The sequence below is a fragment of the Methylobacterium segetis genome (genome assembly GCF_004348265.1).
GTDB lineage: Bacteria > Pseudomonadota > Alphaproteobacteria > Rhizobiales > Beijerinckiaceae > Methylobacterium > Methylobacterium segetis.
The window spans coordinates 70,086-92,091 of record NZ_SMNT01000003.1; the positions used below are offsets into that span (position 1 = coordinate 70,086).

At 70.6% G+C, this 22,006-nt stretch carries 21 protein-coding genes; 4 read left to right on the plus strand and 17 right to left on the minus strand.

Translation table 11 applies throughout. The features are described 5' to 3' along the window. Positions 1-114: 114 nt before the first annotated feature. The gene (locus E1J50_RS01410; protein ID WP_132249644.1) at positions 115-618 is read right to left on the minus strand and encodes a pyridoxamine 5'-phosphate oxidase family protein; all 504 of its coding nucleotides are present in this window, start codon (positions 616-618) and stop codon (positions 115-117) included. A gap of 197 nt (positions 619-815) precedes the next feature. Between E1J50_RS01410 and E1J50_RS01415 the strand changes: the two genes are divergently transcribed. Beyond that, positions 816-1,949: an Mrp/NBP35 family ATP-binding protein gene (locus tag E1J50_RS01415; protein WP_132249646.1), complete on the plus strand. Its 1,134-nt coding sequence runs from the start codon at positions 816-818 to the stop codon at positions 1,947-1,949. A 27-nt stretch (positions 1,950-1,976) separates the two neighbouring features. Further along, positions 1,977-2,597, plus strand: coding sequence for a molybdenum cofactor guanylyltransferase MobA (gene mobA, locus E1J50_RS01420; RefSeq protein ID WP_281024538.1), 621 nt, complete (start codon positions 1,977-1,979; stop codon positions 2,595-2,597). 107 nt (positions 2,598-2,704) lie between these two features. Here the strand turns inward: mobA and E1J50_RS01425 are convergent, their stop codons facing one another. The 12 genes from E1J50_RS01425 to E1J50_RS01480 form a co-directional block, all read right to left on the minus strand. Continuing rightward, entirely contained in the window at positions 2,705-3,163 is a 459-nt protein-coding gene (locus E1J50_RS01425; protein ID WP_132249648.1) for a peptidylprolyl isomerase, read from the minus strand. Between the two features lie 13 nt (positions 3,164-3,176). Continuing rightward, the gene (locus E1J50_RS01430; RefSeq protein WP_132249650.1) at positions 3,177-3,638 is read right to left on the minus strand and encodes a hypothetical protein; all 462 of its coding nucleotides are present in this window, start codon (positions 3,636-3,638) and stop codon (positions 3,177-3,179) included. Positions 3,639-3,646: 8 nt separating this feature from the next. Beyond that, positions 3,647-4,198: a peptidylprolyl isomerase gene (locus E1J50_RS01435; RefSeq protein WP_132249652.1), complete on the minus strand. Its 552-nt coding sequence runs from the start codon at positions 4,196-4,198 to the stop codon at positions 3,647-3,649. A gap of 50 nt (positions 4,199-4,248) precedes the next feature. Next, on the minus strand, positions 4,249-4,749 hold the full coding sequence (coaD, locus tag E1J50_RS01440) for a pantetheine-phosphate adenylyltransferase (protein WP_132249654.1): 501 nt from the start codon (positions 4,747-4,749) through the stop codon (positions 4,249-4,251). Between the two features lie 78 nt (positions 4,750-4,827). Beyond that, on the minus strand, positions 4,828-5,886 hold the full coding sequence (locus E1J50_RS01445; protein WP_132249656.1) for a zinc-binding metallopeptidase family protein: 1,059 nt from the start codon (positions 5,884-5,886) through the stop codon (positions 4,828-4,830). A gap of 90 nt (positions 5,887-5,976) precedes the next feature. Next, entirely contained in the window at positions 5,977-6,207 is a 231-nt protein-coding gene (locus E1J50_RS01450; protein WP_132249658.1) for a hypothetical protein, read from the minus strand. Positions 6,208-6,415: 208 nt separating this feature from the next. Continuing rightward, positions 6,416-9,142: a DNA gyrase subunit A gene (gene gyrA, locus E1J50_RS01455; RefSeq protein ID WP_132249660.1), complete on the minus strand. Its 2,727-nt coding sequence runs from the start codon at positions 9,140-9,142 to the stop codon at positions 6,416-6,418. A 204-nt stretch (positions 9,143-9,346) separates the two neighbouring features. Further along, on the minus strand, positions 9,347-10,579 hold the full coding sequence (locus E1J50_RS01460; protein WP_132249662.1) for a GGDEF domain-containing protein: 1,233 nt from the start codon (positions 10,577-10,579) through the stop codon (positions 9,347-9,349). 146 nt (positions 10,580-10,725) lie between these two features. Continuing rightward, complete coding sequence (gene recD2, locus E1J50_RS01465; RefSeq protein ID WP_132249734.1) at positions 10,726-12,951, minus strand: SF1B family DNA helicase RecD2; 2,226 nt, start codon at positions 12,949-12,951, stop codon at positions 10,726-10,728. A 34-nt stretch (positions 12,952-12,985) separates the two neighbouring features. Then, on the minus strand, positions 12,986-13,663 hold the full coding sequence (locus tag E1J50_RS01470; RefSeq protein WP_132249664.1) for a trna delta -isopentenylpyrophosphate transferase: 678 nt from the start codon (positions 13,661-13,663) through the stop codon (positions 12,986-12,988). 226 nt (positions 13,664-13,889) lie between these two features. Continuing rightward, positions 13,890-14,453 (minus strand): single-stranded DNA-binding protein, encoded by a 564-nt coding sequence (gene ssb / locus E1J50_RS01475; RefSeq protein ID WP_132249666.1) that lies wholly within the window; start codon positions 14,451-14,453, stop codon positions 13,890-13,892. A gap of 224 nt (positions 14,454-14,677) precedes the next feature. Further along, the gene (locus E1J50_RS01480) at positions 14,678-15,694 is read right to left on the minus strand and encodes an NADP-dependent oxidoreductase (RefSeq protein WP_132249668.1); all 1,017 of its coding nucleotides are present in this window, start codon (positions 15,692-15,694) and stop codon (positions 14,678-14,680) included. Between the two features lie 201 nt (positions 15,695-15,895). Here E1J50_RS01480 and E1J50_RS01485 point away from each other — a divergent pair, with 201 nt between their 5' ends. Beyond that, positions 15,896-16,312, plus strand: a complete 417-nt coding sequence (locus tag E1J50_RS01485; protein WP_132249670.1) for a DUF4174 domain-containing protein — start codon at positions 15,896-15,898, stop codon at positions 16,310-16,312. A 49-nt stretch (positions 16,313-16,361) separates the two neighbouring features. On the opposite strand, the gene E1J50_RS01490 is transcribed toward E1J50_RS01485, so the two are convergent. Next, on the minus strand, positions 16,362-16,886 hold the full coding sequence (locus E1J50_RS01490; protein ID WP_132249672.1) for a hypothetical protein: 525 nt from the start codon (positions 16,884-16,886) through the stop codon (positions 16,362-16,364). 186 nt (positions 16,887-17,072) lie between these two features. Here E1J50_RS01490 and E1J50_RS01495 point away from each other — a divergent pair, with 186 nt between their 5' ends. Next, positions 17,073-17,825, plus strand: coding sequence for a phosphodiester glycosidase family protein (locus E1J50_RS01495; RefSeq protein WP_132249674.1), 753 nt, complete (start codon positions 17,073-17,075; stop codon positions 17,823-17,825). A gap of 19 nt (positions 17,826-17,844) precedes the next feature. On the opposite strand, the gene E1J50_RS01500 is transcribed toward E1J50_RS01495, so the two are convergent. From E1J50_RS01500 to E1J50_RS01510, 3 genes are all read right to left on the minus strand, one after another. Next, entirely contained in the window at positions 17,845-18,090 is a 246-nt protein-coding gene (locus E1J50_RS01500) for a DUF6894 family protein (RefSeq protein WP_132249676.1), read from the minus strand. A gap of 148 nt (positions 18,091-18,238) precedes the next feature. Next, entirely contained in the window at positions 18,239-19,006 is a 768-nt protein-coding gene (locus E1J50_RS01505; protein WP_132249678.1) for a Bax inhibitor-1/YccA family protein, read from the minus strand. A gap of 261 nt (positions 19,007-19,267) precedes the next feature. Next, positions 19,268-21,859, minus strand: coding sequence for an ABC transporter permease (locus tag E1J50_RS01510; RefSeq protein WP_132249680.1), 2,592 nt, complete (start codon positions 21,857-21,859; stop codon positions 19,268-19,270). Positions 21,860-22,006 lie beyond the last annotated feature (147 nt).

The following is a 22,006-nucleotide window of genomic DNA, read 5'->3' on the forward strand; positions in this document are numbered from 1 at the left end:
GGCAGCCTCCGAGTGGCCTCAAGCGCGTCCGCAAAGTCAATCGCGCCTTCACGAAGCGGGCGGCGCCTCCGCCGGGGAAGCGCCGCCCGCTCGGGCAGTTGCGGGATGCGAGGCTCAGCCCAGATCGACCTTCGCGCTCTCCGTCTTCGGGCTCTCGCCGGTCACGGCGGCCTTCACGTAGCCGTAGAGGTGCAGCATCGTGGCGTTCGGGCTGTCCCAGTACTCGCCCTTCTCCGGGTGCACGCGGATGAGGGCGACCTCCGGGTCGTCCTTCCCGTTCGGGAACCAGGTCTTCAGGCTCTCATTCCACTTGTCGTCGATCACCGCCTGATCGGTGACGATCTCGGCCTTGCCCGCCACCGAGACGTAGGTCTGCGTCTTCGGGTCCGAATAGGCGAGGTTCACTTGGTTGTCCTTGGAGATCTCGGCCGTCTTCGGCGAGTGGAGCCGCGTGAAGAACCACAGGTCGCCGACCTCGTCCGCGTCCTGGCTCCACATCGGGCGGCTGTAGAGTTTCCCGTCCGGGTCGGCGGTGGTCATCATCGCGACCTTGATGTCCTTGATGAGCTCGAACAGCTTCTTCGCGCCCTCGTGGTCGCGATGGTTGCCTTGATGCATGGGGGGATGTCTCCAACGTGGCGGGGCGCGTCCTGGGCGCCCCGAGATCGTGTCGACAACGGGCAAGGCCCGCGATGGTTTCGGAGCGGCCTGGCCGCCGTGCGGGCTGGTGTTTCCGGCGCGGGCGCGTACATGGACAGGGACGGCGGCGGGGCGAGGCGGCCCCGCCATCGGCGCGTCTTTCAGGAGCCCTGCCCTTGCCGATTACCCGCGACGACGTGCTGAAGGCGCTCGCGACCGTGACGGTCGATGCCGGCGGCACCACCCTGCCGGGTTCCGGCCGCCTCTCGCAGGTGGTTGTCGATCCGAGCCAGAGGGTCATGTTCTCGATCCTCGTCGATCCCAGCGAGGCGGAGCGCTTCGAGCCCGTCCGTCGCCGGGCAGAGGGCGCCGTGCTGGCGATGCCCGGCGTCACGGGCGTGTTCGCGAGCCTGACCTCCGAGCGCGGCGCGGATGCGCCGGCCCCCGCTGCTGCGCCGCAGCGCCCCGCGACGCCCCCGCCGCGGGGCGGGGCGCCCGGCCCCGGGCCGGCCCTGCCGGGCGTGCGCCACATCGTGGCGGTGGCCTCCGGCAAGGGCGGCGTCGGCAAGTCGACCACGGCCTGCAACCTCGCCCTCGCCTTGCAGGCGCAGGGGCTGCGGGTCGGGCTCCTCGACGCGGACATCTACGGTCCGTCGGTGCCCAAGCTGTTCGGCCTGTCCGGCAAGCCGCGGGTGATCGAGGGGCGCACGCTTGAGCCGATGCAGGGCTACGGCCTCAAGGTGATGTCGATCGGCTTCCTGATCGAGCCCGAATCCGCGATGATCTGGCGTGGGCCGATGGTGCAATCCGCGATCACGCAGATGCTGCGCGAGGTCGCCTGGGGCGAGCTCGACGTGCTTCTCGTCGACATGCCGCCCGGCACCGGCGACGCGCAGCTCACCATGGCCCAGGCGACGCCGCTCTCGGGCGCCGTCATCGTCTCGACGCCGCAGGATCTCGCGCTGATCGACGCGCGGCGCGGCGTGACCATGTTCAAGAAGGTCGCGGTGCCGATCCTCGGCGTGATCGAGAACATGGCGACCTTCGTCTGCCCCCATTGCGGGCAGGCGTCGCACATCTTCGGCCACGGCGGCGCCCGCGAGGAGGCCGAGCGCCTCGGCGTGCCCTTCCTCGGCGAGGTGCCGCTCAATATGACAATCCGCGAGACCTCCGATTCCGGCCGCCCCGTCGTGGCGACCGATCCGGACGGGCCGCAGGCGAAGGTCTACCGCGAGATCGCGAGCCGGCTCTGGGGCAACCTGTCGGGCGCGTCCGCGGGACGGACCGCGCCGAAGATCGTCATCGAGTGAGCCGGTGACGACGCGCGGAGGCAGCCGGTGACGACGCTCGGCGTCATCCTGGCGGGCGGGCTGTCCCGCCGGATGGGCGGCGGCGACAAGCCGCTGCGGGGGCTCGCCGGCCGCACGCTGCTCGACCGGGTGGTGCACCGGTTCGGCCCACAATGTCCGGCCGGGCTCATCCTCAACGCCAACGGCGATCCGGCCCGGTTCGGAGCCTTTCCCGGCGCGATCGTGCCGGATGGGGTGTCAGGTCATCCAGGACCGCTTGCCGGCATCCTCGCCGCGCTCGAACACGCGCGGGCGCATCATCCGGCGGTGGTCGAGGTCGCGAGCGTCACGGGCGACGCGCCCTTCCTGCCGGACGACCTCGTGGCCCGCCTCGCCGCGGCCCGGCGCAGGAGCGGGGCGCCGATCGCGGTGGCATCCTCGGGCGGGCGCCAGCATTTCACGGTCGCGCTCTGGTCGGTCTCGCTGCTGGATGATCTGCGCGCCGCGCTGATCGAGCGGGACGAGCGGCGCGTCGGCGCCTATCTCGGCCGACACGGCGCCGTACCGGTGGACTGGCCGATCGAACCGATCGACCCGTTCCTCAACATCAACACGCCGGAGGATCTCGACCTCGCCACGGCCCTGCTGGCGCGCATCGCCGAGGGGTAGGGACGCGTCACCTCTTGGCCAACGGCAAGGCGTGATGCGGCCCGTCTCCCGGGGTCCGTGTTCGCGGACTCCCGGAAGACATCGCGCGGAGGCGCGGCCGCCAGGCTTCAGGCCGCGGCGACGGTCGCCTTCACGATGCGGTCGGGATCGCGCACGGGCTCGCCGCGCTTGATCGTGTCGACCACCTCCATGCCTTCGACGACCTTCCCCCAGACCGTGTACTGCTTGTCGAGGAAGCGGGCGTCGCCGAAGCAGATGAAGAACTGCGAGTTCGCCGAGTGCGGGAAGTTGGTGCGCGCCATGGAGCAGGTGCCGCGCACGTGCGGCTCGCTGTTGAACTCGGCGTTCAGGTCCGGCAGCTCGGAGCCGCCGGAGCCCGTGCCCGTCGGGTCGCCGGTCTGGGCCATGAAGCCGTCGATCACCCGGTGGAACGGCACGCCGTCGTAGAAGCCCTGTCCCGCGAGCGTCTTGATGCGCTCCACATGGTTCGGCGCGAGGTCGGGGCGCAGCGCGATCACAACGCGGCCCTTGGTGGTCTCCAGGACGATGGTCTCGTTGTCGGCCATGATGGGTACTCCTCTACCTCTCTGGTCCCCGATCGATCAGGCGGAGCGCCAGGGGGCGCCCCGCGATGGCCCGCCCGAGGGCGGGAGTGATGCGAGCCGGCGTGCAGCGCCGGATCGATGTCAGCGTCGCCCGCACCAGACTCGACCGGGCGGCGGCGTCGGGCGTGCCCGCCGTGAAGGTGATGCGGGGCGTCCCGATCAGTGTTCCGTCACGGCGCAGCGCGAAGCGCGCCGTGATCTGCAGGTCCTTCAGCCCGTCGAGCCCCGAGGGCAAGGCCCAGCAGGCGGCGAGCGCCGGAAACAGCGCCGGCAGCGTGTCCGCAATCCCGGAGGGCGGCTCCGCCAGAGGCACCCGGACGGTGCCGCGCAGCGTCTCCGGCAGGGTGAGCGGCGGCTGCAGGATCTCCGCGCTCTGGCCGAGGGCGGCGCCCGGCAGGCTCGTGCCGAGGAGCAGGAGCGCCAGCGCCGTCCTCACCCCCGGCCCTAGCGCGCCTTCCCGGCGAGCTGCATCGTGACGATCTTGTCCGGGTTCTGCACCGCGCCGCCCGCCGCGTTGCGCTCCGCCTTCTTGATCTTGTCGACCGCCTCCATGCCGCTCGTGACGGTGCCGACCACCGTGTACTTGCCGTTGAGGAAGGGGGCGTCGGCGAGACAGATGAAGAATTGCGAGTTCGCCGAGTTCGGATCGCTGGACCGGGCCATGCCGACGGTGCCGCGGGTGAACGGCGTGGAGGAGAACTCCGCCGGGATGTTCGGGAGGCTGGAGCCGCCGGTGCCGTTGCCGTTCGGGTCGCCGGTCTGGGCCATGAAGCCCTCCATGACGCGGTGGAACTTCAGCCCGTTGTAGAAGCCCTGGCCGACGAGCGTCTTGATCTGCTGCACGTGCTTCGGCGCGAGGTCGGGCCGCAGCTGGATCGTCACGCGCCCGTCCTTGGTGTCGAGGAAGACGGTGTCGTCATCGGCGGCGCGGGCCGCGGGGGCGGCCCCGAGGAACGCGCTCAGTGCGAGCGCGAGGACGGCGTTCCGGCGGTTCATCGGCGAAATCTCTCCCAGGATCGTCGTTGTCGGTTCGGTGATGCCGAGGCTTACGCCCCGGAAAAGCGCGCCTTCAGGAGGTCGGCGACACTCGGCGGGACGAAGGGCGCCACGTCCCCTCCCATCGCGGCGATCTGCCGGACGAGGGTCGCCGTGATCGGCCGGACATGGATCGAGGCCGGCAGGAAGACGGTCTGCACCTCGGGCGCCATCGCGGCGTTCATGCCCGCGAGCTGCATCTCGTAATCGAGGTCGGTTCCGTCCCGCAGGCCGCGGATGAACAGGTTCGCGCCGAACCGCCGCGCCGCGCTCACCGCAAGGTCGTCGAAGGTCGCGATCTCAAGCGCGGTGCCGGCTTCGGCGGCGAGGGGCGCGCAGGTCTCCCGCAGGAGCTCGGCGCGCTCCTCGGCCGAGAAGAGCGGCGCCTTGCCCGGATGCACCCCGATCGCGATGACGAGGTTCGGCACCAGCCGGCAGGCCTGCCGCACCACGTCGAGGTGGCCGTTCGTGACCGGGTCGAAGGAGCCGGCATAGAGGGCGGTTCGGATCATCGCCCGTGGGCGTAGAGCATTTTGTCCGCGAACGGAACCGTCGCGGGTCCTCCCGCCGCCCTCGTCTCGCCGCGACCCTCAGGCGCGCCCGTGCACGAGGTCGTGGATGAAGCCGAGCTTGCCCACCACGACGGGCGCGAGGACGAAGGGATAGAGGTCGCTGATGCCCATCGCGCGGTTGACCCCGTTGATCGCGAAGGCGAAGGGCAGCCACGCATCGACGATCTGCTGGATGCTCTCGGCCGCGTAGGGATCGAAGTCGATCTTGGCGGAGATCTCGCGCTGCGTGTCGACGGCCGGGTTCACTTCGAGGCCGAAGGCGCTGGCCATCTCCAACGTGTCGACGATGTGGAGGTAATGCGCCCAGGTCTCGGCGAAATCCTCCCAGGGGTGGGTGGTGGCATAGGCCGAGACGAAGCGCTCCTGCCAGTCGGGGGGCGTCCCCTGGGCGTAGTGGCGCTTCAGGGCCGCCTCGTAATCCTCGGAATCGTCGCCGAACACCGCGCGGCAGGCGTCGAGCTTCCCCCCGTCCCGCACGAGGATGTCCCAGTAATGGTGGCCGACCTCGTGGCGGAAATGGCCGATCAGGGTTCGATAGGGCTCGCCCATGGCGTGGCGACGCTTCTCGCGCTCGGCATCGTCCGCCTCGACGAGGGCGATCGTGATGACGCCGTTCTCGTGGCCCGTCATCACCTTCGGCCCCTCGGCCGGCGGGTCGGCGAGGAAGTGGAAGACAAGGCCGTGCTCCGGGTCCTCGGCACGGGTCTTCAGGGGCAGGTTCCAGCGCAGCAGCGTGTAGAACAGCCTGTGCTTGGCGAATTCCATCCGCTGCCACGCCTGCAGGTTGGCGGGAATGCTCACGTCGGGGATGGTGCCGTTGTGGCGGCAGGCGAGGCAGAAGGCGTCGTTCGAGCCCGGCGGCACCAGCCAGTTGCAGGCATCGTGCCCGGCATTGGTGCAGAACAGGCTCGGCCGGTCGGGGACCGCGAGGGGCGTCCAGGCCGTGCCGCCAGCGGGCTCGAGGGCGGAGAGGGTGCCGGTCTCAGGGAGATAGGCGAGCCTGTGCTTGCAGCGCTCGCAGGTCTTGTTCTCGAAGTACAGGATGTTGCCGCAGGACTGGCATCGGAACAGCTTCATGGACGGGCCTCGTTTCGCCGTGTCCCCGCCCCATGCAGGAGCCGTGCAGGAAAGGGCGCGAGGCGCCGCCGGTTCCGGGCGGCGCGCCGTTCAGGCGGCGCGGGCGCGCAGGGCGGGCCGGACCGGGCGCTGCTCCTGCGCCGAGCGGTAGGCGGCGAGAAACTCGGTCGGCGTGTGGCGCGCCCCGTCCGGGTTCGTGACCATGACGTCGGTGAGACCGCTGACAAGGAGCGCCAGGGCCTTCTCGAGAGCCTCCGTCATCGACGCGCGCTGGAACGTCACGGAGCGGGATCGATCGGTGGCGCTGACTTGGAAATACACGTGAGCCGATCCTGTGCGCTGCGTCTGGGACGAAGAGCGCGGTCATCTCCGCGCCCGTTCATAACGCAGTGCAATAACGGCAATTCGTAGAGAATCCTTTGACGAAACCGGGAAGCGGACTCCGGGGCCTGCCTCAATATTCGGCACGCCTCCCAGTTGTGCCGCCGCCTCGCGGGTGCGAGAGCGGCAGCACGGATCTCGCCCCTCCTCAGCCGGTTGCCGCTTCGTCCTCGGCTTCGTCCTCGCCCTCGATGTGCTCCACCGAGACCACGCGCTCGTCCTTGGCCGTGTTGAACACGGTCACGCCCTGAGAGGCGCGGCCGACGATGCGGATGTCGTCCACCGGCACCCGGATCAGCTGCCCGGCATTCGTGACGAGCATGATCTGGTCGGAGGTCTCCACGGGGAAGGAGGCGACGAGGCTGCCGTTGCGGCTGTTGACCCGCATCGCCGTGATGCCCTTGCCGCCGCGCCCGGAGACCCGGTACTCGAAGGAGGAACTGCGCTTGCCGAAGCCGCGCTCCGACAAGGTCAGCACGAACTGCTCGTGGGCGCTCATCTCGCTGTAGCGCTCCGGCGAGAGGGCGGAGGCCTCCGCCAAGCCCTCGTCCTCGCCCTCCTCGGCCTCGGCCCCGTCGCCGATGATGGCCCGGCGCATCTTGAGATAGCCAGCCCGCTCCTCGGGGGACGCCTCGAAGTGGTTGAGGATGGTCATCGAGATGACCCGATCGTCCTTGCCGAGGTTGATGCCGCGCACGCCCGTGGAATCGCGGCCCTTGAAGACGCGCACGTCCTCGACGGGGAAGCGGATGCACTGGCCGTCCGCGGTGGTGAGGAGCACGTTCTGGTCGGGGCGGCAGATCTCGACATGGACGATGTGGTCGCCCGCATCGAGCTTCATGGCGATCTTGCCGTTGCGGTTCACCTGCACGAAGTCGGAGAGCTTGTTGCGGCGCACGCTCCCGGAGGCGGTCGCGAACATCACGTCGAGCGCCTCCCAGGACGCCTCGTCCTCCGGCAGCGGCATGATCGTGGTGATGCGCTCGCCCTGCGCTTGCAATTGCAGGATGTTCACGAGCGCCTTGCCACGGGCGTTCGGGGCCGCCATCGGCAGGCGCCAGACCTTCTCCTTGTAGACCTGGCCCTGGTCGGAGAAGAACAGCACCGGCGTGTGGGTGTTGGCCACGAAGAGCCGCGTCACGAAATCCTCGTCGCGGGTGCTCATCCCGGAGCGGCCCTTGCCGCCGCGCCGCTGGGCCCGGTAGGTCGAGAGCGGCACGCGCTTCACGTAGCCCGCATGGGACACGGTGACGACCATGTCCTCGCGCTGGATCAGGTCCTCGTCCTCGACGCTCGAATCGTAGTCGACGATCTCGGTCCTGCGGGGCGTGGCGAATTGCGCGCGCACCTCGGCGAGCTCGTGCTTCACGATGCCCTGGATGCGGGCGCGCGAGCGCAGGATGTCGAGGTAGTCCGCGATCTCATCGGCGAGCGTCTTCAACTCGTCGCCGATCTCGTCGCGGCCGAGGGCGGTCAGGCGCTGCAGGCGCAGATCGAGGATCGCGCGGGCCTGCACCTCGGAGAGGCGGTAGGTGCCGTCATCGGCCACCCGGTGGCGCGGGTCGTCGACGAGGGCGATCAGCGGCGCGATGTCGTGGGCCGGCCAGTCGCGGGCCATCAAGGCCTCGCGGGCAGTGTTCGGGTCGGGCGAGGTGCGGATCAGGCGGATCACCTCGTCGATGTTGGCGACCGCGATGGCGAGGCCGCACAGGACGTGGGCGCGCTCCCTGGCCTTGCCGAGCAGAAACTTGGTGCGCCGGGAGACGACCTCCTCGCGGAAATCCACGAAGGCCTGGAGCAGGTCCTTGAGATTGAGGAGTTCCGGCCGCCCGCCGTTCAGGGCCACCATGTTGGCGCCGAACGAGGTCTGCAGCGGCGTGTAGCGGTAGAGCTGGTTCAGCACGACGTCCGCCATCGCGTCGCGCTTCAGCTCGACCACGATGCGCATGCCGTCGCGGTCGGATTCGTCGCGCAGGTCCGAGATGCCCTCGACGCGCTTCTCCTTCACGAGCTCGGCGATCTTCTCGATCAGCGTCGCCTTGTTCACCTGATAGGGAATCTCGGTGAAGATCAGCGCCTCGCGCTCCTTGCGCAGCTCCTCGACGTGGGACTTCGCCCGCATGATGATGGAGCCGCGCCCGGTGGCGTAGGCCTGCCGCGTGCCGGCCCGCCCGATGATCAGGCCGCCCGTCGGGAAGTCGGGGCCGGGCACGATCTCGTTGAGGCCCTCGACCGTGATGGCCGGATCGTCCAGGAGCGCGACGCAGGCATCGATCAACTCGCCGAGATTGTGGGGCGGGATGTTCGTCGCCATCCCGACCGCGATGCCGCCGGCACCGTTGACGAGGAGGTTCGGGAAGCGGGCCGGGAGAACGGACGGCTCCTCGCGCGACTCGTCGGAGTTGGGTCCGAAATCGACGGTGTTCTTGTCGATGTCGGTCAGGAGCGCGGTGGCGGGCTTGGCGAGGCGCGACTCGGTGTAGCGCATGGCCGCCGGCGGATCGCCGTCGACGGAGCCGAAATTGCCCTGCCCGTCGATGAGCATGAGGCGCATGGAGAAGTCCTGGGCCATGCGCACCAGGGCGTCGTAGATCGATTGGTCCCCGTGCGGATGGTAGAGACCGATCACGTCGCCGACGATGCGGGCGGACTTCACGTATTTCCGCTCGGGCAGGTGGCCGGATTCGAAGGCCGAGTAGAGGATGCGCCGGTGCACCGGCTTGAGGCCGTCGCGCGCGTCCGGCAGCGCCCGGCTCACGATCACGCTCATCGCGTAATCGAGGTAGGAGCGGCGCATCTCGTCGGTGATGGAGACGGGCTTGATGTCCGTGGCGGGCGGGGGCGCGCCGGCACCCTGATCGGTGTTGTCTGCCAAGTTTCTGTTCCGTCTCGCGCGGGCCCGAGCCGGGGCCGCCTACCAGAGCCGCGAAGCGCCGCGGCGGCACTCTCCGAAGGAGCTGCCGGACGTTCGGGAATACGAATGATATCAGGTGGTTAATTAATCATCACGGGGCTCGCGCGCAAGTCGCGGCCGGCCCGGATTACACCGATTCAGCAAGGATTTGAGCCCGTTCCGGGTTCAGGCCGCCGAGAGGTCCGCGCGGTGCACGTCCGGGTCCCGCACGAGGCCGGCCGAGACGCGATTGCGGCCCTGGCGCTTCGCCTCGTAGACCGCGCGGTCGGCGGCCCGCAGCAGGTCGGCCGGGCGGGCGGTCGCGCAGGGGATGGTGCTCGCCACGCCGACGCTGACCGTGACGTGGCCCGGCGCGCAGCGCCCCGGATGAGGAAGAGCCGCTCGCTCGACCGCGTCGCGGAGGCGCTCGCCGATCTCGAGAACGCGTTCGGGGCCGGTATCCGGCAGGACCACGACGAATTCCTCGCCGCCGAGGCGCGCGGTCCGCCCGATCCCGAGCGGGATCTCGGAGCGGATCAGGCCGGCGACGGCCCCGAGGCAGCCATCCCCCGCCTCGTGCCCCGCGGCATCGTTGAACGCCTTGAAGTAATCGATGTCGACGAGGGCGGCCCCGATCCACGCGCACCGCTCTCCCGCCGCGGCCCAGGCGGGGCCGAGATACGCGTCGAGGCCGCGCCGATTCAGCAGGCCGGTCAGCGGGTCGGTGCCGGCCAGGGTCGCCAATTCCCGGGTCAGCCGGGTCAGGTCGCGGTTGAGGCAGGCCTGCAGCTGGCGGTGCAGGAAGTGCGTCCGCTCCGTGCGGTCGAACAGGAGGATGCGGACTGCCAGGAAGCCCGGGCTGAACGCCGTCACGAAGGCGGCGTAGGGGAGCCGGCCTTCCTCGCCCGCCTCCGCCATCGCGATCACCGCCCCGTCATAGGCGGCGACCGCGAATCCGATCGAGAGCAGCGTGGCCAGGGGGCGCTGCCCGGTCAGGGCCCCGTAGACGAGGATAAGCCCGCCCTGAACCGTCAGGTAGCGCGTGGCGGTCTCGCCGCCCGCCGTGCTAGCGAGGAGTGTGATCACCGCCATGGCGACGCAGAAGGAGAGCGCTCCCGCGAGATCGAGCGCGGCGTGACTCCGCGCGCGGCAAGCGATGCCGATCGCGAGGAGCTGGATCGGGAACAGGATTCCGAGGCGAAGTCCCAGGGCGAGCGGCCAGGCGGGGTGCTCCGCGTAATCGATCGGAGCCACGGCAAGGCACATCGTCGCCAGGATCGCGATCTCGACGATGATGTGCCGCCGGCTCGCGGCGAGGCGCGACGCGCGGAAGGCGTGCTCGAGCTCCGGATCGAAGGCAAGCCGATGCCAGGGACGTCGCAGATGGTCCTCGATGCGTCGCGCGTCGATCTCTGGCACTACCGGTCGAGGGTCTCCGGCCATCGTCGGCTTCTCCTCCGATGGGGCGAGAATACGATGGCCGAGCTAAACAATTACTGTCGATGCCGCCGTCGTTTTTTGAGTTGAAGTTGGTGTTTTGGAGAATTACTCAACCCTGAACTGTATCAGCCGAGCCGGAGATCGCCCTTTCCCGCTTCCAGCCACCGCCTCAGCTTGGTGACGCGCGCCCGCGCCCGGGTGCCCCGCACCGCCATCGCGATGGCCTTGCGCTGGCCGATCAGCACCACGAGGCTGCGGCCGCGCGTGACGCCCGTGTAGAGCAGGTTGCGGGCGAGCATGGTCCAGTGCTGCGTCGTCACCGGGATCACGACGGCGGGGTACTCGGAGCCCTGGCTCTTGTGGATCGTGGTGGCGAAGGCCGGCACCAGCGTGTCGAGCTCGGCGAAGGGATACTCCACGGTCCGGCCCTCGAAATCGACGCTCAGCACCCCCTCCTCCGCGTCGATGCCGCAGACGCGCCCGAGATCGCCGTTGAAGACCTCGCGGTCGTAGTCGTTCTGGGTCTCCATCACCCGGTCGCCGGGGGCGAAGCGCCAGCCGAAGCGCTCGACCTCGGTCGGCGGGTCCGGGTTCAGGACGCGCTGCAGAGCGTGGTTCAGGTTGCGCGAGCCCAGCGAGCCGCGGATCATCGGCGTCAGCACCTGCACGTCGCGGGCCGGGTCGAGGCCGAAGCGCTTCGGGATGCGCTGCGTCACCACCTCCACGAGCCTGTCGACGCCCTCCTCCGGATCCTCGATCTCGACGCAGTAGAAGTCGCTCGCCTCGCCCCGGCGGGGCCATTCCGGCATCTCGCCCCGGTTGATGCGGTGGGCGTTGACGACGATCCGGCTCTCGGCCGCCTGCCGGAACACCTCGGTGAGGCGCGCGACCGGCACCCGCCCCGAGGCGATGATGTCGGCGAGCACCTGGCCGGGACCGACGGAGGGGAGCTGGTCGACATCGCCGACGAGGAGGAGGGCCGCGTCCTCCGGCACCGCCTTGAGGAGCGCGTTCATCAGCGGCACGTCGACCATCGAGGTCTCGTCGATGACGAGGAGGTCGCCGTCGAGCGGGTTCTCCGCGTTGCGGGTGAAGCCGCCGTTGCGCGGGTCGATCTCGAGGAGGCGGTGGATCGTCTTCGCCTCGAGCCCGGTCTGCTCGCTCATGCGCTTGGCGGCGCGGCCCGTCGGGGCGGCGAGCAGGACCCGCACGCCCTTGGCGGTGAGGATGCGCAGGATCGAGTCGAGGGTCGATGTCTTGCCGACCCCGGGGCCGCCCGTGACGATCGCGAGCTTCGAGGCGAGCACCAGCCGCACCGCCTCCCGCTGGGAGGGCGAGAGGGTCTTGCCGGTGCGACCCTCGACCCAGGGCAGCGCCTTCTCGAGGTCGATCCCGCCCCAGGGCGGCGTGCCGGCGGCGCGCACGAGCAGGCGCTCGGCGATGACCCGCTCGGCTCCGTGCAGACCCTTCAGGAACAGGCAGGGCTGCCCGTCGAGGTCGTCGGCGATCACCTCCTCGGCCGCCCGGACCGCGCCCGCCACCGCGAGGCGCACCGCCTCCGCCTCGACCTCCAGGAGCTTGACGGCGAGCGCGGTGAGCTGCTCGGCGGGCAGGCCGCAATGGCCCTCGTCCATCGCCGTCTGCAGGGCGAAGCTGATCCCGGCCGCGAGGCGCTGGGGCGCGTGCTTCTCCATCCCCAGCCGCATCGCGATGGCGTCCGCCGTGCGGAAGCCGATGCCGCGGATGTCGCGGGCGAGCCGGTACGGGTCCTCCGTCATCACGGCGATCGAATCATGCCCGTAGGTGCGGAAGATGCGCACGGCGCGCGCCGTGCCGACCCCGTGCGCGTGCAGGAAGATCATGATCTCGCGCACGGCCTTCTGCTCGGCCCAGCCGGCGACGATCCGCTCGGCGCGCTTCCGTCCGATGCCCGGGACCTCCGTGAGGCGCCCCGGCTCGGCCTCGATGATCTCGAACGTGTCTGCGCCGAACAGCGCGACGATGCGCTTGGCCATGGCGGGGCCGATGCCGCGCATCTGGCCGCTGGCGAGGTAGCGCTCGATGCCCTCGACGCCGGTCGGCGGCGTCGCGGTCAACGAGGTCGCCTTGAACTGGAGGCCATGCGCCCGGTCCGAGACCCAGTGCCCGGTCGCGGTGATCCACTCGCCCGCGCCGATCGCGGGCGCGTGCCCGACGAGGGGGACGAGGTCGCGCTTGCCCCGCACCCCGACCTTGAGGACGCAGAACCCCGTCTCGGCGTTGTGGAACGTCACCCGCTCGACCGTGCCGGCCAGGATCTCGGCGGGCGCGCCCGTGCCGCGGTCGCTGTTCAGGTCCTGAGGCCGCACCATGCGGTTCACGATACCACCTCGGGCGGCATCCGCCTCACGCGGCGCGGCCGCGACCCTTCCTGCCCGGCCAGCCGAGGGCCACGAGACGGGCCTTGGCGTAGTCGCGCACCTCGTCGCGGGTGCCCGCGGGGAAGCCGTTCAGGATCCGCTGCGTCTCGGCATCGAGCATCAGGTCGGTCACCGCATTGACGCTGTCCGCCTCGTCGATCCGCCGCTTCAGGTCGCCCTCGGCCTCCGTGACCTCGTCGAACGGGTCGGCCGCCTCGAAATCCTCGTCGACCGCGCGGATCGGCACGCCCTGGGACTGGCGGAACTCGTCCGCCTCCTCCTCGCTGTAGACGAGGCCGTGCAGCTCAATCAGCTTGAGGATGACCCGGTCCTTCCCCCGCTTCTCGGCCATTGCGTAGACGTAGGCCGCCTGCTTGCCGGAGACCCGGTAGTTCACGTTGACGAGCGCCTCGCCGAGCGACCACTCGACCCGCTCCGTCCCGGGCTTGGTGCCCGGCAGCCGGCCGGTGACGAGGATTACGGCCTCGTCCCGCTCGGCCCGGATGAGGGTGGGCGGATCGAAGACGATCCCAGCCTGCGCGGCGATGCGCTCCAGCGTCTTGTGGTAGATCACGGCCGTGCCCTGCACGCGCCAGACATTGCCCCCGAAGGGCTCGCCGTAGCGCACGAGGATGTCGGCGATCTGCTTGTCGGCGGTCCGCATGGCGGCTCCGTTCGTGATATGTTCTTTTTGCGATATGGGGCGCGGGGGCGGGGCCGCGCAAGGGATGGAGCCCTGATCCCCTCTCCCGTCCGGGATAGGTCGGTTTGCCGGAACGCGGATCAGGTGAGGGATGCGCCTCGTCCGGAGCGATCGCACCCCTCACCCCGTCCCTCTCCCGAACGGGAGAGGGGGCGCGGCGCGCCGGGCGATGCGGAACGATCCGATCCTAGAACGGGATGTCGTCGTCGAGGTCGTAATTGCCCCGGCCGCCGCCACCGCCGCCGCCGTTCCCGTTGCCGCCGGTCGAGGCCGGGCGCCGCTCGGAGCTGGACGAGCGGCCGCCGCCGTAATCGCCGCCCCGCGAGCCGCCGCCGAAATCGCCGCCGCGGCTGATCTGGCCGCCGCCCTCCTCGTCGGAGCCCATCTCGGCCCCGCCGCCGCGCCCGTCGAGGATCGTCAGCTCGCCGCGGAAGCGCTGCAGCACGACCTCGGTCGTGTACTTCTCGACGCCGGAATTGTCGGTCCACTTGCGCGTCTGGAGCTGGCCCTCGACGTAGACCTTCGAGCCCTTGCGCAGGTACTGCTCGGCGACGCGAGCGAGGTTCTCGTTGTAGATCACGACCGAGTGCCACTCGGTCTTCTCCTTGCGCTCGCCCGACGCCTTGTCCTTCCAGGATTCGGACGTCGCCAAGCGCAGGTTCACCACCGGGTCGCCGGAGGCGAGGCGCCTCGTCTCGGGGTCGCGCCCGAGATTGCCGACCAGAATGACCTTGTTCACGCTGCCCGCCATCGCTCTCTCCTTGCTGTCGATCTCACTGGGCCGTCGCGGACCGGCGCATGCCCATCCTCAGGTTCTGGGGCCGTGAGCCGCCGCCCGCAATGCGGGTGCGCTGCCGGTCCACGAAAAACACACCTGGGGAACGCGCGCCGCGATCCGCCGTTCGTTCTACCTTTGGTCCATGCCCGGCGCAAGGGCCGACCCACGTCCGTGCGCGCGACACGCCATCCCCGCGCTCACGCGACATGGACGATCAGCTTCCCGAAATTGTGCCCCTTGAGCAGGCCGATCAAGGCGTCCGGCGCCTGTTCCAGGCCCTCGACGAGGTCCTCGCGGTAGCGCACGCGTCCCTCCCTCAGCCAGCCGCCGACGTCGCGGGCGAAGGTCCTCGCCTGATCGGCGAAATCCGAGACGATGAAGCCCTGCAGCCGCAGCCGCTTCGTCAGGATCGCCCGCATCAGGGCGGGGGAGCGATCGGGCCCGGGCGGAAGCTCCGTGGCGTTGTAGCCGGAGACGAGGCCGCAGACGGGCACCCGGGCGAAGCCGTTGAGGAGCGGCAGGACGGCGTCGAACACGGCGCCCCCGACATTCTCGAAATAGACGTCGATGCCGTCCGGGCAGGCCGCGGCGAGTTGGCCGGGCAGGTCCTCGCCGCGATGGTCGATCGCGGCGTCGAAGCCGAGGTCCTGACGCAGATACGCGCATTTCTCCGGCCCGCCGGCGATGCCGACCGCGCGGGCTCCCTTGAGCCGGGCGATCTGTCCCACGAGGGAGCCGACCGGGCCTGAGGCCGCGGCGACGACGACGGTCTCGCCGGGCTTCGGGTCGCCGATGGTGAGGAGGCCGGTATAGGCGGTCATCCCCGGCATGCCGAGGATGCCGAGCGCCGTCGTCGCGGGGGCGAGGTTCGGGTCGACCCGGCGCAGGCCCCGGCCCGAGGCGACGGCGTAATCCTGCCAGCCCGAGAAGGCGGCGACGAGGTCGCCGACGGCGAAGTCCGGGTTGTTCGAGGCAACGACCTCCGCCACCACCTCCCCCACCATCACGGCTCCGATCGCGACGGGCTCCGCGTAGGATTTCGCGGCGCTCATCCGCCCGCGCATGTAGGGATCGAGGGAGAGCCAGCGGGTGCGCAGCAGGATCTCGCCCTCGCGCGGGGTCGGCACGCGCCCCTCCTCCATCCGGAAATGCGCTGGCGTCGGCTCCCCGTGGGGACGGGAGGCGAGGACGATGCGGCGGTTCACGGCGGCCATGGCGGGCTCCGGTTCTGCGGGCGCTCGAAGATGGGTTCTGCGGGTGTTTCGCGGTTCCTCCTCCGGCGAGATGGGGCGGAGGCGCCGACCCCGCAATCGCCGCAATGTTCATCGCCCGCATGATCATCGCCTGTTGATCGTCCCGGTGCATTCGGAGCGAGGGTCTGGCGCGTTGAGCGGGAGACCTGTGGGAGACCGACGATGCGACACCCCCTCCGGATGGCGATGGCCGCCCTCGCGATGGCCGGCGGCGCCGGCGGCGCGAGGGCCGACGAGGATCCGCTGGCGGCCCATCTCTGGACGCGGCGCGTCCTCGTCGTCTCGGCGCCGGGCCCCGATGATCCCGGCCTGCGCGCGCAGCGCCAAGCGCTCGCCTCAGCGCGGGCGGGTGCGGGCGAGCGCGATCTCGTCACGCTGGAGGCCGTGGGCAATTCGGTGGAGGCGGCCTCCCTGCGCCGGCGGCTGAACCTGCCGGCCGACGCCTTCCGTGCGGTCCTCGTCGGCAAGGATGGCGGGGCGAAGCTCCAATCGGCCGAACCGATCCCGCCGGAGCGCCTGTTCGCCACGATCGACGCGATGCCGATGCGGCGCGACGAGGCGCGGGAGAGGCGGCGCTGAGCGAGACGGGGCGAGATGGGGCGGCTCGAAGCCGCCCCGCCCCTGCCGCTCAGTAGCAGCGCTGCACGAAGACCCGCCGGTAGCCCCAGGGCGTCCAGCGCACCCGCGGGACCGTGTAGCAGCCGTAGCCGTAATCGTAGGCGCCATAGCCGCCGTAATAGCCGGCCGGCGCGTATCCGTAGCCGTATCCGTAACCCGGATAGCCGTAATAGCCGCCGTAGAGGCCGCCCGCGGCCAGGCCCAGGCCGACGCCGAGCCCCAGCCCGCCGAGGCCGTAGCCGTAGCCGCGGCGCCAGTAGCCTCCGCGATAGCCCCCGCCCCAGCCGCCGCGGTAGAAGCCCGCGCCGCGGTATCCGCCGAATCCGCCGCCGAGGCCGGCCCCTCCGAAGCGGGCGCCGCCGAAGCCGCCCCGGAAGCCGCCGCCCCCGAACCCTCCGCGGAAGCCGCCTCCGCCGAACCCGCCGCCGCCGCGGAAGCCGCCGCCCCCGAACCCGCCGGGCCGTGCGTCGGCCGTCAGCGGCACCAGTGCGAGCGCCCCGGCCAGGGCGACCGATGCCAATGCAACGCGCATCATCTCAGGATCTCCCAACACCCATGCCCCCGCTTGGCAGAAACGCCCGGATTGAGAAAACGGTCCCCGGCCGCGTTTCCGCGGTACGAGCGCCGTCGGTGCTCCGCCCCGCTTGAAAATGAACCCGTTTTCGGGCGAGGAAACGCCCCCCGGCCCGTCCGGACCGTCGGCTCACCTCGGGATCTCACGATGATGTTACGTCTCGCGCGGGCGACCCTGCTCGCGGGCCTGATCAGCGCCGCGACGGCCGTGCACGCCGAGCCCGCCCCCGAGGCCGGGCCCTGCCGCGCCGTCCAGGCCGAGGGCGAGGCCTATACGGTCTGCATCGTCGATCTGAAGCGGCAGCGGCTGCGCCTGTTCTGGCTGGGATCGGACGGCCTGCCCTACTCCTCCCTCTCGAAGCTCGCCGAGAAGCAGGGCGGGCGCCTCAGCTTCGCGATGAACGCGGGCATGTACGACAAGGGGCAGGCGCCGGTCGGGCTCTATGTCGAGGAGGGGCGCGAGATGAAGGGCGTCTCGACCGCCAACGGCCCGGGCAATTTCCACCTGAAGCCGAACGGCATCTTCTACGTGAAGGGCGACAAGGCCGGCGTCGCCGAGACGGGGCGCTACCTGAAGGCGAAGATCAAGCCCGATTTCGCGACGCAATCGGGGCCGATGCTCGTGATCGAGGGGCAGGTTCACCCGAAGATCTCCGCGGACGGCCCCTCCCAGAAGATCCGCAACGGCGTCGGCGTGCGGGAGGACGGGCGCGTTGCCGTCTTCGCGATCTCGGAGCGCCCGGTCAGCTTCGGGTCCTTCGCGCGGCTGTTCCGGGACGATCTCGGCTGCCGCAACGCACTCTTCCTCGACGGGAGCGTCTCGAGCCTCTACGCGCCCTCCCTCAACCGCTCGGACCTGAGCCGGCCGCTCGGGCCGATGGTCGGCGCCCTGAGCCGCTGACGAGCCCGGCCCGCGGGCGTCAGGGGCGCTCGTGAAGCCACAGGCCGGCAAAGCCGAGCGTGGCCGTGTAGATCGCCCGTCCCTCCTCGTCGCGCGCCACGACCGTGAAGAAGCGACGGTCCCCGTCGGCGCGGATCTGCTCCCGCGCGATGTCGGGAAGCACCTGGATGGCGGCGTCGCGCACCTCGTCCAAGGTCGCGCATTCGGAACCCGTGTCGTCGCGATGCGGGCCGCCGTCCACGACGTCGAAGAAGTAGCGCGGCACGATCCGTCCTCCTGCGGCGGGCCGGTACTCTGCCATCAACTTGGGACGCCCGCACTAACGTGCAGCACGTCGCGGACGCGCGGCGGGCGCAAAGAAAAACCCCGGCGCTCGCGCGCCGGGGTCTCTCGCTCGTCCGGTTCCGGGTCGCTCAGCGACGGTCGCCCATCAGCGAGAGCAGGAACTGGAACATGTTGATGAAGTCGAGATACAGCGTCAGGGCGCCGTTCACCGACATCTTGGCCGCGCCCTCCGCGTCGAAGCCGCTGTAGAGGTACATCTCCTTCAGCTTCTGCGTGTCGTAGGCGGTCAGCCCCGCGAAGATCAGCACGCCGATCACCGAGATGGCGAACTGCAGGGCGCTGGAGGCCAGGAAGATGTTCACCAGCGAGGCGATGATCAGGCCGATCAGGCCCATGATCAGGAACGAGCCCATGCCCGACAGGCTGCGCTTCGTGGTGTAGCCGTAGAGGCTCAGGCCGCCGAAGGTCGCCGCCGTGATGAAGAACACCCGCACCACGCTGGCGCCCGTGAACACGAGCAGCAGCGTCGACATCGAGGCGCCCATCACCGCCGCGAAGGCGAAGAAGGTCAGGCGCGCCGAGGAGGCCGACATCCGGTCCATCCGCATCGAGAAGATGAAGATGAAGGCGAGCGGGGCGAGCATCAGCACCCACTTGAGCGGGCTCTGGTAGAGCATCTGGCCGAACGGCGTCAGCGCGAGCTGGCCGGCCGAGGTCTGCGCGGTGGCGGCCATGTTGAGGCCGAGCGCCACGAGGCCCGAGATGCCGAGGCCGATGACCATGTTGTTGTAGACGCCGAGCATGAAGGCACGCAGCCCCTGGTCGACCTCGACCTGGGTGCCGGCGTACCCGGGGGCCTGCGCGCCGTACCGGAAGGGAGAGTTGTCGAATGCCATGGGAGTTTCCTTTGGAAGCTCTCTCAGCGTGGGGTTGAGGACGAGGCTCACGCAAAACCTCTGGCGCCCCACGGGCGCCTCGGGTCTGAATATGTTGCGTCGCGCTCGCGCACACAAGAGGCCGGTCGAGCTTCGAGAGGCGGTTTTTCCGCCGCAAGGGGGCGGAATTTCTTTGTTAAATCAGGGATTAAAACTGCGTAACATTGGTTTGTCCCACCCCTGGATTGTACGGTCCAACCGAGGGCGATCTGCGCGCCGCGCTCAGAACTGGCGGAGGTAGGGGGCGGGCTTCTGCCCGAGGATCCGCCAAGTTCCCGCAAGCCCGATCACCACCGCGAAGGCGACGGCGAGCCCGGCCGCGAGCAGCGCCCCGGAGAGATCGAGCGCGAAGTCGAGGCGCATCACCTTCGCGACGATGACCCAGCCGGCCAGCGACCCGGCGATCAGCCCGAACAGGGCCGTGGCGAGGCCGAGGGCTCCGTATTCCAGGCTGTAGGCCGAGAGGAGGCGCCCGCGCCTCGCACCCAGCACCTTGAGCACCACGGCGTCGTAGAGGCGCGCCCGGTGGCCGGCGGCCACGGCGCCGGCGAGCACGAACAGGCTCGCGGCCACCGCGATGCCGCTGGCGCCGCGGATCGCCAGGACGAGCTTGCCGACGAGGTCGTTGACCGCCTCCAGCGCGTCCTTCACCCGCACGCTGGTGACGGACGGGTAGGCCCGCGCCACGTCGCGCAGGATCGCGTTCTCGACCCGCGCGTCGGTGCCGCCGGGCAGGGTCAGGGTGGCGAGGTCCGAATGCGGCGCGCCGCGGAAGGTGCCGGGCGAGAACACCATCACGAAGTTGATCCCCAGCGAGCGCCACTCCACCTTCCGGAAATTGGCGATCCGCGCCGTGACGTTGCGCCCGAGCACGTTCACGGCGACGTTCGAGCCGAGCTTCAGCCCGAGCGCCCGGCCGAGCTCCGCATCGAAGGAGACGAGGCGCTCCCCGGCTTCGTTCGCCGCCCACCAGCGGCCCTCGACGATGGCTGAGCCGTCCGGCACGTCCTCGGCGTAGGTGATGCCCCGGTCCCCGTCGAGGACCCAGGCGGCGTCGTCGGGCGCGCGAATGCTCCCGGCGGGACGCCCGTCGAGGGAGACGATGCGCCCGCGCATCATCGGCACCCGCTCGATCTTGCCGCCCGGCGCGGCCTTGCCGAGGAAGGCGTGGAAGGCGTCCGCCTCCGCCGCCGGGATGTCGAGGAAGAACAGGTTCGGGGCGCGGGCGGGCAGCGTGCTCGTCAGCGTGCGGCGCACGTTGGCGTCGATCAGGCTCAGGGTGACGAGGAGCGTCACGCCGAGGCCGAGGGAGAGCACGATCGCCGAGGTCAGGGCACCGGGCCGGTGGAGGTTGGCGAGCGCCATCCGGGGCGCCGCCCGCCTCGGCCGCGGCAGCCGTGCGGCGCCCGCCATCAGGCCGAGCGCCACGAGGCGCAGAAGCCCGAAGGCGAGGCCGGCCGCCGCGATGAAGATGAGCGCGACCCGCCGGTCGAAGGCGGTGACGAGGGCGAGCCCGACGAGGGCCGCGAGCGCCAGCGCGAGGATCGCCCGGTAGCGCCAGCGCACGCCGTTGCGGGCGGGGTCGACCGCGTCGCGGAACAGGCCGGAGACGGGGATGTCGTGCGCGCGGCCGAGCGGCGTGATCGCGAAGGCGAGCGCGGTGAGGAGCCCGTAGGCGGCCGCGAGCGCGAGCTCGGCCGGCGCCAGGGTGGGGTTCAGGGGCAGCGGCAGGTCGGCGCGGAACAGCGCGTCGAGCCCGAACGGCAGCGCGGCGCCGACGAGGAGCCCGATGGCGGTGCCGAGGCCCGCGATCAGCATGACCTGCGTCAGGTAGAGACCGACCACGCCCGAGCCCGGCATGCCGACGCTCTTGAGCGTCGCGATCGAGCCGCGCTTGCGCTCGACGAAGGCCTGGACGGCGTTCGCCACGCCGACCCCGCCGACGATGAGCGCGGTCAGCCCGACGAGGGTCAGGAACTGGGTGAACCGCTCGATGCTCTTGGCGAAGCGCGGGTCGGCGTTGACGCGGGAGCGCACCTCCCAGCCGGCGTCGGGGGCGGCCTTCGCCACCCGCTCCAGGGCGGCGACGAGGTCGGCATCGCCCGCACCCGGCACGTGCAGCCGGTAGCTCCAGCGGTTGAGGCTGCCCGGCTGGACGAGGCCGGTCGCCCGCAACGCGGCCTCGGAGATGATCAGGCGCGGGCCGAAGCCGATGCCGTTGGCGATCTTGTCGGGCTCGGAGACGAGGCTGGCGCGGATCGCGAAGGGGCGTCCCGCGAGCGTGATCCGGTCGCCGACCTTCAGGTCGAGCCGCGTCAGCAGGGCCGGGTCGGCGACCGCGCCGTCGGCGCCGTCCTGCGAGGCCAGAAGGTCGGGAAGCGGCGCCTGGGGCTCGGTCGAGAGCTCGCCCGCGGCCGGATAGGCGGCATCCACCGCCTTCAGCTCGACGAGGGCAGCCCCCTTCTCGCCCGGCGCCACCGCCATGGCACGCAGCGAGGCCACGACGCTGACCGGGCCTTCGGCCGCGAGCGCCGCGCGCTCGGGTGCCGTCGCCTCGCGGTTGATCAGGTTGTAGCTGAGGTCGCCGCCGAGGATGCGCCGCCCCTCCCGCCCGAGCCCGTCGCTGAGCGAGCGCGAGATCGAGGCGACGCCGGCGATCGCCGCGACGCCGAGGGCGATGCAGGCGAGGAACACCGCAAAACCCCTCAAGCCGCCGCGCAATTCGCGCAGCGCCAGGCGCAGCGTCAGCGGAAGCCTGGCTGCGCGGGGGGAGGCGCGCCGCTCGGGCACCGCTCGCGGAAGGGTGCCGTGCATCAGGCAGCTCCGCGGTGCGTGAGGCGCAGGTCCCCTCTCCCGTTCGGGAGAGGGACAGGGTGAGGGGTGCGACCTCTCCGGAAGAACCTGGATCCCTCACCCGGTCCGCGTATCGCGGACTCGACCTCTCCCGAACGGGAGAGGTGC